At 76.2% G+C, this 7,551-nt stretch carries 8 protein-coding genes; 5 read left to right on the forward strand and 3 right to left on the reverse strand.

The genetic code is table 11. The features are described from left to right. Positions 1–4: 4 nt before the first annotated feature. Positions 5–661 (forward strand): HhH-GDP family DNA glycosylase, encoded by a 657-nt coding sequence (locus NFU81_RS24665; RefSeq protein WP_251493662.1) that lies wholly within the window; start codon positions 5–7, stop codon positions 659–661. A 214-nt stretch (positions 662–875) separates the two neighbouring features. On the opposite strand, the gene NFU81_RS24670 is transcribed toward NFU81_RS24665, so the two are convergent. After that, entirely contained in the window at positions 876–2,357 is a 1,482-nt protein-coding gene (locus NFU81_RS24670) for a sensor histidine kinase (RefSeq protein WP_422665278.1), read from the reverse strand. Beyond that, positions 2,354–3,118, reverse strand: coding sequence for a response regulator transcription factor (locus NFU81_RS24675; RefSeq protein WP_251493665.1), 765 nt, complete (start codon positions 3,116–3,118; stop codon positions 2,354–2,356). Before NFU81_RS24675 ends, NFU81_RS24670 begins: the two co-directional genes overlap by 4 nt. Before the next feature lie 149 nt (positions 3,119–3,267). Between NFU81_RS24675 and NFU81_RS24680 the strand changes: the two genes are divergently transcribed. The 3 genes from NFU81_RS24680 to NFU81_RS24690 are packed head-to-tail and all read left to right on the forward strand — an operon-like array spanning position 3,268 to position 5,879. Next, entirely contained in the window at positions 3,268–4,632 is a 1,365-nt protein-coding gene (locus NFU81_RS24680) for a ferredoxin reductase family protein (RefSeq protein WP_251493668.1), read from the forward strand. A gap of 7 nt (positions 4,633–4,639) precedes the next feature. Next, positions 4,640–5,149 (forward strand): FMN-binding protein, encoded by a 510-nt coding sequence (locus NFU81_RS24685; RefSeq protein ID WP_251493671.1) that lies wholly within the window; start codon positions 4,640–4,642, stop codon positions 5,147–5,149. Positions 5,150–5,183: 34 nt separating this feature from the next. Next, a complete protein-coding gene (locus tag NFU81_RS24690) occupies positions 5,184–5,879 on the forward strand; it encodes an FAD:protein FMN transferase (RefSeq protein WP_251493688.1) in 696 nt (231 codons plus the stop codon). A 310-nt stretch (positions 5,880–6,189) separates the two neighbouring features. On the opposite strand, the gene NFU81_RS24695 is transcribed toward NFU81_RS24690, so the two are convergent. Continuing rightward, a complete protein-coding gene (locus tag NFU81_RS24695) occupies positions 6,190–7,062 on the reverse strand; it encodes a universal stress protein (RefSeq protein WP_251493674.1) in 873 nt (290 codons plus the stop codon). 240 nt (positions 7,063–7,302) lie between these two features. Here NFU81_RS24695 and NFU81_RS24700 point away from each other — a divergent pair. Then, on the forward strand, positions 7,303–7,551 hold a 249-nt coding region (locus NFU81_RS24700), incomplete at its 3' end, for a response regulator (RefSeq protein WP_251493677.1).

A 7,551-nucleotide genomic window follows, 5' to 3' on the forward strand; every position in this document is an offset into this window, starting at 1 on the left:
CCGGGTGGCCCGCACCAGCAGGCGCGATGTCGTCCACGCGCTCCTCGACGGCTACGGCCGCACGTATGCCGCACAGGCGGGGATACGCCTGCGCGACACCCCCCAGCCGCTCTACCAGCTGCTGGTGCTGGCCTGCCTGCTCAGCGCCCGCATCAGGGCCGACGCCGCCGTCGGGGCGTCCAGGGAGCTGTCACAGGCCGGGATGCGCGATCCGCGCCGGATGGCGCGGGCCACCTGGCAGCAGCGGGTCGACGCGCTCGGCCGCGGCGGCTACCGGCGCTACGACGAGCGCACCGCCACCCAGCTCGGCCGGGGCGCGGAGCTGGTGCGGCAGCGCTACGGCGGCGACCTGCGGCGGCTGCGCGACGAGGCGCACGGCGACACCGAGGCCATGCGGCGCTCCCTCCAGGAGTTCCCAGGGGTCGGCCCGACCGGGGCGGACATCTTCCTGCGCGAGGCGCAGGCCGTATGGCCGCAGGCGGCGCCCTACATCGACGGCAAGGCCTTGCAGGGCGCCCGCGCCCTGGACCTGCCTGCGGCGCCCGCGACGCTGCTGCGCCTGGCGGACGGCGCGGAGCCCGCCGTCCTGGCCGCCGCCCTGGTGCGGGTCGCCCTCGACAAGAAGGCCCCGGACGCGGTCCGCGAATCCGCCCGCGCCTGACCCGGTCCGCGCGGGTCGCGTCGCCGCCGCCGCGGTCGGCCGCCTCGTCGACGGCCCGGGCGGCGCGCGGGCCGGCTTCGCCGTCCCACTCCTCGCCCTGACTGCGGCGGCGGCCCTGACCTGGTCCGACCGCCACGCCCTCGTCACGGGCACCACCGGCCGGCCCGGGCGGCGCGGTGCCGGTACTCAGGGCCGGGACAGCGGGGGTGCCGGGTCAGCCGGGCGGGAAAGGCAGGGTGACGGTGAAGACGGTCGCGCCTGGGCGGCTTCGCACCTCGGCGGTGCCGCCGTGGGCGGTGGCCACCGCGGTGACGATCGCCAGGCCGAGGCCCGCGCCGTGGCCCTCGGCCGACCCCGGCCGGGTGTGGTCGGCGCGGGCGAAGCGCTCGAAGACGGTGCCGCGGACGTCCTCGGGGATGCCGGGGCCGTCGTCCTCGACCACGAGGCGGGAGGCCGCCTCGTCCTGCCGGAGCCGGACGGTGACCCGGGTGCCGGGCGGGGTGTGCAGCCGGGCGTTGGCAAGCAGGTTCCCGGCGACCTGCTGCAGCCGTAGCGGATCTCCGATCGTCGTGATCGGGGCTTCCGGCAGGTCGAGGACCCAGCGGTGGCCGGGTCCCGCCGCGCGCGCGTCGTCGACGGCGTCCAGCACGAGCCGGGTGAGGTCGACCGGCTCGCGGGCCAGCGGGCGGCCCGCGTCGAGGCGCGCGAGCAGCAGCAGGTCGTCGACCATGCCGCCGATACGCGACGACTCCGCCGTGATCCGCTCCAGCGCGCGCGACACGCCCGGCGGCACCGGGTCCGGGTGGAGCCTGGCCAGTTCGGCGTGCCCGCGGATCGAGGCGACGGGGGTGCGCAGCTCGTGGCTGGCGTCGGCGGCGAAGCGGCGCAGCCGCTCCTCGCTGGCGTGCCGCTTGCCGAGCGCGCTCTCGACGTGGCCCAGCATCCGGTTGAGCGCGATGCCGACCTGGCCGACCTCGGTCCGCGGGTCGGTGTCCGGGACCCGGTCGGGCAGCGCCACCTCGCCGCTGGCCAGCGGCAGCGCGGTCACCGACGCCGCGGTGGCCGCGACCCGGCGCAGCGGCCGCAGCGACCAGCGCACCCACAGCGCCCCGGCCGCGCCCGCGACCAGCAGCGCGCCGCCGAAGACGGCGGCCTCCACCGCGACCAGCCGGGTCACGGCGTCCTCCACGCCGCTCAGCGGCAGCCCGGTGACCAGGACGTCCGCGTCGTCGCCGATGACGGCCCGCACCCGGTAGTCGTCCAGCGCGGACAGTTCGAGGCGGTGGCTGCGGCCGTCGACGGGGACCGCGGCGATGGCCGCCCGGTCGCCGGCCGTCAGGGTCACGGAGGTGTCCGCCCCCGACCGTACGACGCCGGCCGCGGTGACCTGGCCGTCCAGCAGCCGGGCGCCGAAGGTCCCCGGGGCCTGCCTGCGGGTGTCGACGTGCGCGTTGTCCCCGTCGGGTTCGTGCGGCCCGCGGTGTTCGAGGCTGGCGGGGAAGGTCCCGCCGGCCTGGACCAGCTGCTGGTCGAGGCGGTCGGTGAGGAAGGAGCGCAGCGTGACGACGGCGGCGATGCCCACCGCGGCGCAGCTGACCGCGAGCAGCACCACCAGGCCGCAGGTGAGCCTGGCCCGCAGGGTGCGCGGCACCAGACGCCGCACCCAGGTGCGGACTTCGGGCAGCGGCCGCCTCACCGCGGCGCGGCCTTCAGCACGTATCCCGCCCCGCGCACGGTGTGGATCATCGGCTCCCGGCCCGCGTCGACCTTCCGGCGCAGGTAGCTGATGTACAGCTCCACCACATGGGCCTCGCCGCCGAAGTCGTAGGACCAGACCTGGTCGAGGATCTGCAGCTTGCTCAGCACCCGGCGCGGGTTGCGCATGAGGTAGCGGAGCAGCTCGAACTCCGTCGGTGACAGGTCGATCGCGTCGCCGCCCCGGGTGACCTCGCGGGCGTCCTCGTCGAGGGTGAGGTCGCCGACGACGAGCAGTGCGGCGTCGTTGCGCGCGCGGGTCATGCCGGCGCGGCGCAGCAGGCCGCGCAGCCGGGCGAGCACCTCCTCCAGGCTGAACGGCTTGGTGACGTAGTCGTCGCCGCCCGCCGTGATGCCCGCGATGCGGTCCTCCACCGAATCCCGCGCGGTGAGGAAGAGCACGCACACCTCGGGGCTGGACGCCCGCAGGTCGCGCAGCGCGGCGAGCCCGTTGCCGTCCGGCAGCATGATGTCGAGGACGACGGCGTCCGGCCGGAAGTCGGCAGCGCGGGCCAGCGCGGTGGCGACGTCCCCGGCGGTGCGCACCTGCCACCCCTCGTAGCGCAGCGCACCGGCGAGGACCTCCGTGAGGTCGGGCTCGTCGTCGACCACGAGGACGCGGACGGGCGAGCCGTCGGGCCGGGTGAGGGGGGCGGGCTTCGCGTGCCGTGCGGGCCCGGCGTGCGGTGCGGTGCTGTCCATAGTCCTCCCAGCATCCCTCGGCCGGGCCGCGCGGCGGCCGGCGGCTTCCTCTGAATCGGCTATGAGCTTCACCGGGAGGGCGTTCTCAGAGCTGATTGAGAGGTTTCGCCTGCACAGTGGCCCTGCAAGCGAGGGAAAGGACACAGCCCATGACCACCACATACAGCCCGCGCCCGGCGCGGCACGCGGTGGCACCCGCCGGCCGGCGCTCCCCGGCCGCACTGGTCCTCGCGCTCGCCTGGGCGGGCGCCGCCGCCGTGCTGGCGCTGTGGTGGCAGGACACCGGCGCGGTGGTCGGCGCAGCGGACTGGCTGCTGGGCGCGGGCCGGATCGCGGGGCTGCTCAGCGGCTACTGCTGCGCGCTGCTGGTCGGCCTGATGGCGCGGGTCCCGGTGCTGGAGCAGGGAGTGGGCAGCGACCGGGTGGCCCGCTGGCACTCCTCGCTGGGCCGCTACACGGTGTGCCTGCTGGCCGTCCACATCACCCTGGTCCTGTGGGGGTACGCGGTCCAGGCCCGCACCGGCGTGGTCGGCGAGACGAAGACGGTCGTCCTGACGTACCCCGAGATGCTCAAGGGCACGATCGGCGGGCTGCTCCTGCTCGCGGTCGGCGCGCTGTCCGTACGGGCGGTGCGCCGCAAGGTCCGCTACGAGACCTGGTACTACCTGCACCTGCTCACCTACCTGGCGGTCTTCCTCGCCTTCTGGCACCAGCTCGCCCTGGGCGCGGACTTCTCCTCGCACCCGCTGGCACGCGGCTTCTGGTACGCGCTGTACGGCGCGGCCGCTGCGGCGGTGGTGTGGTTCCGGCTCGCGGCGCCCCTGCGGCTGAACCTGCGGCACCGCCTGCGGGTGGCCCAGGTGGTCCAGGAGGCGCCGGGGGTGGTGTCGGTGATCGTGTGCGGCGAGCGGCTGCCGGAGCTCGCGGCACGGGCCGGGCAGTTCCTGCGGTGGCGCTTCCTGGCCCCCGGGCTGCGGTGGACGGCGAGCCCGTACTCGCTGTCCACGGCGCCACGGCCGGACCTGCTGCGCATCACCGTCAAGGCGGTGGGCGGCCACAGCGCGGCCCTGGCCCGGCTGCGGCCCGGCACCAGGATCTGGGCCGAGGGGCCGTACGGCGCCCTCACCTCGGACCGCAGGACCCGGCAGAAGGTCCTGCTGCTGGCCGGCGGGGTCGGGGTGACGCCGCTGCGCGCCCTGTTCGAGTCGCTGCCCGCACGGCCGGGCGACCTGACGCTGATCTACCGCGCCCGCAGCGCGGAGGACCTGGCACTGCGTGGCGAGCTGGAGGCGATAGCCCGCTCCCGCGGCGCCCGCCTGCACTACCTGCTCAACCAGGCCGACGGCCGCAGCCCGCGGCTCACCGCCGAAATGCTGCGCGCGTCGGTGCCCGACGTCGCCGGGCACGACGTGTACCTGTGCGGGCCGCCCGGCATGGCGGCGGCCTCGTACGAGGCGCTGCGCTCCGCCGGAGTCCCGGCCCGCCATATCCACCACGAGTCGTTCGAACTGTGAGACAGCCGTGAACAGCCTCTCCCGCCGCCCGCTGCGGCGCGTCCTGCTCAGCACCCTGGTGACCGTCACGGGCCTGCTGCTCCTGCTCAGCCTCAAGCCGCACGCGACGGGAGGGGCGGCGGCCGGCAGTGCCGCGGCCCCCGCCCCCGCGCCGACCGCGACCGCGAGCCCCGGCCCCGGCTCCGGCTCCGGCTCCGGCTCCGGTGCAGCCTCGGGTGCGGGCTCGGGTGCGGGCTCCGGCACCCGCACCGTCGACGGCGACACCGTGCAGACCCGCTACGGGCCCGTGCAGCTGCGGGTCACCCTGCACAGCGGCAGGATCACCGCGGTGACGGCCGTCCAGACACCCGAGGACAACCCGCGCGACCAGGAGATCACCGGCTTCGCCGTCCCCCAGCTCACCCAGGAGGCGCTGGCGGCGCAGAGCGCGCAGATCGACACCGTCTCGGGGGCGACATACACCAGCGAGGGCTACATCCAGTCCCTGCAGAGCGCCCTGGACCGGGCCGGTGGCTGACGGCGGCGCCCGGCTGCGCCGGGTCGAGCACACCATGGGCACGGTCTTCTCCTTCGACGTGCGCGGCGCCGGCCCCCGGGCGGCCGCCGCCCTGGAGGCCGCGGCGGCCTGGCTCGGCCACGTCGACGAGGTCTTCTCGACCTACCGGCCGCAGAGCCAGGTCAGCCGGCTGGCGGCCGGCACGCTGGCGCTGTCCGCGTGCTCGCCCGAGGTCTGGGAGGTGCTCGGGCTCTGCGAGGCGGCCGAGCGGCGCAGCGACGGCTGGTTCAGCGCCGGCTACGCGGGCGGCTTCGACCCCACCGGGCTGGTCAAGGGGTGGGCGGTGGAGAGGGCGGCCGCGATGGTGGCCTCGGCCGGCGCCGACGCGGTGTGCGTCAACGGCGGCGGCGACGTCCAGGTGCACGGCGGGCCGTGGCGGATCGGCGTGAGCGATCCGCTGCGCAAGGGCGCGCTGGCGACCGTAGTGCACGCCGAAGGGGAGCTGGCCGTCGCGACCTCCGGCCCCGCGGAACGCGGCTGCCACATCGTCGACCCGCGCACCGGCCGCCCGCCGGCCACCGCGCTGGCCTCCCTCACCGTGGTGTGCCGCGGCCTGACCGAGGCGGACACCTGCGCCACCGCCGGATACGCGATGGGCGACCGCGCCCGCGACTGGCTGGAGTCGCTGCCCGGCACCCGGGCCTTCGCGATCACCGCGGACGGCACCTCCTGGACCACCGGAACCGGCTGACGCAGACGCGGGCGGCTGCGCGGCCGTCCCGTCCTGCCCGCGTCCCGCCGGGACGGAGGCCGTCCGGCCTTCGCCCGTGACCGGCCGGCCCTGCCGCACGGCGCGGCGGCCCCGCTCCTCCACCAGGCGCTCGAATGGCAGGACACCAGGTGGGCGATGCGCGACCCGAGGGCGGGCGGCGAGCACGTGCAGATGCTCATCAGGCTCGGCTACGGCCCCGAGGCCGGCTGGGTGAGCCCGCGCTGGCCCGCCCGGGACGTCCTGGACGACGGCTGAAGGCCCGTGCCTGAAGCCGGGCCGGCTTCCGGGGTCAGTTCTCCTGCGGAACGACCGCGACCGCGCAATCGGCGTGGTGGAGGACCGCGTGGTTGACCTGCCCCAGCTGCATGCCCACGCTGCCGCGCCGCCGGCGCGCTCCCACCACCAGCAGGTCGCTGGTGGTGGCGGCGTCCAGGAGCGCGGTGCGCGCCCGGTCCTCGACGACGTCGTGCCGGACGGCGACGTCGGGGTACTGCTGCTCGGCGGCGCGCAGCGCCTCGTCGAGGACCGCCCCGGCCTCGTGGACCTGCGGCACGGAGGCGTCGCCGCGCAAGCCGGTGCCGGGCAGGCCGTGGAGCGGCGCGCGCCAGGTGTGCACGGCCCGCAGCTCGGCGCCACGGACCTGCGCCTCGCGGAAGGCGAACGCGACGGCCGCCGAGGACTCGCCCTCGGGGCCGACGCCCACCGTCACCCGGCCGAAGGCGCCGTGCCCGTCGGGCGACCCGTCGCGGACCACGACGACCGGGCAGGTCGCGCGGGCGGCGACGTCCAGGCTCGTCGATCCGAGCACCATCCCGGCGAGTTCCCCCCTGCCCCGGTTCCCCAGGACCAGCGCGAAGGAGTCGTCCGCGGCCTGCAGCAGCGCCGCCACGCCCTCCCGCGGACTGATCTCGGTGGACACCGCGACCGTCGGGTCCTGCTTGGCCGCCCTCTCGGCGGCCGACGCGGCGATGTGCTCGGCCATGACGTCCCCGGCGGCGCGGACGGAGCGGATCTGCGGCCGCACCCTGTCGTAGTGCTCCCACAGCGACGCGTGGAGCAGCCGCAGCGGTACGTGGTGGAGAGCGGCTTCCGAGACCGCCCAGTCGATGGCTCGCAGGCTGGGGTCGGACCCGTCGACGCCGACGGTCAGCGGATTCGTCATGGTGGCACCGCCTTCTCGTACGCATGGCACTTGCCTTTCCCTCAACGTCGCACGGACCGGCCCCACGCGCTAAGGGCCGCCCTGTCCACCGAGGAGGGACGTTCGGACCGCGGAGCGGCACCCGGCCGGGCGCAGGGGTGTCCCCCGGTCGGGCTCATGGGGTCCGTTCGGCCCTGGTGCGCGGGCGCCGCGGGACCGATGATCGGAAGTCCGAGGCGGCAGACGACGGGCGGGACCGATATGAGCGAGGCACGGCAGTTCTCCCCGCAGTCCCCCGTCCGGGTCTTCCTGGTCGACGACCACGAGGTCGTACGCCGGGGTGTGCACGACCTGCTGGACGCGGAGCCGGACATCGAGGTCGTCGGGGAGGCGGGCACCGCGGACCACGCCGTGGCCCGCGGGCCGGCACTGCGGCCCGACGTCGCGGTGCTGGACGTGCGGCTGCCCGACGGCGACGGGATCTCGGTGTGCCGGGAGCTGCGGTCGGCC

This window comes from Actinacidiphila cocklensis (assembly GCF_907177275.1).
GTDB classification, from domain to species: domain Bacteria; phylum Actinomycetota; class Actinomycetes; order Streptomycetales; family Streptomycetaceae; genus Actinacidiphila; species Actinacidiphila cocklensis.

What these genes read in the sequence shown, in the direction of transcription:
- NFU81_RS24675 (WP_251493665.1), bottom strand. Translation starts at nt 3,118, where the DNA reads ATGGACAGCACCGCACCGCACGCCGGGCCCGCACGGCACGCGAAGCCC.
- NFU81_RS24680 (WP_251493668.1), top strand. Translation starts at nt 3,268, where the DNA reads ATGACCACCACATACAGCCCGCGCCCGGCGCGGCACGCGGTGGCACCC.
- NFU81_RS24690 (WP_251493688.1), top strand. Translation starts at nt 5,184, where the DNA reads ATGGGCACGGTCTTCTCCTTCGACGTGCGCGGCGCCGGCCCCCGGGCG.
- NFU81_RS24695 (WP_251493674.1), bottom strand. Translation starts at nt 7,062, where the DNA reads ATGACGAATCCGCTGACCGTCGGCGTCGACGGGTCCGACCCCAGCCTG.